Raw genomic sequence first — 255 nt, 5'->3', positions numbered from 1 at the left:
GCTTATGCCATTGCACTAACCTCCTGATGTCCGACCAGGATTAGCTAACCTTCGTGCTCCTCCGTTACTCTTTAGGAGGAGACCGCCCCAGTCAAACTACCCACCAGACACTGTCCGCAACCCGGATCACGGGTCTACGTTAGAACACCAGCCATTAAAGGGTGGTATTTCAAGGTTGGCTCCACGCAGACTGGCGTCCACGCTTCAAAGCCTCCCACCTATCCTACACATCAAGGACCAGTGTTCAGTGTCAAG

The 255-nt window shown here is 53.3% G+C and carries 1 rRNA gene; it reads right to left on the bottom strand.

The features are described 5' to 3' along the window. Positions 1–255, bottom strand: a 23S ribosomal RNA gene (locus M8014_RS22930); the annotation flags it as partial.

The organism is Silvania hatchlandensis, from assembly GCF_025564065.1.
Taxonomy (GTDB): Bacteria; Pseudomonadota; Gammaproteobacteria; order Enterobacterales; family Enterobacteriaceae; genus Enterobacter; species Enterobacter hatchlandensis.
The sequence above is the reverse complement of the archived record's forward strand: the minus strand, read 5'-3'. Positions and strand labels throughout refer to the sequence as shown.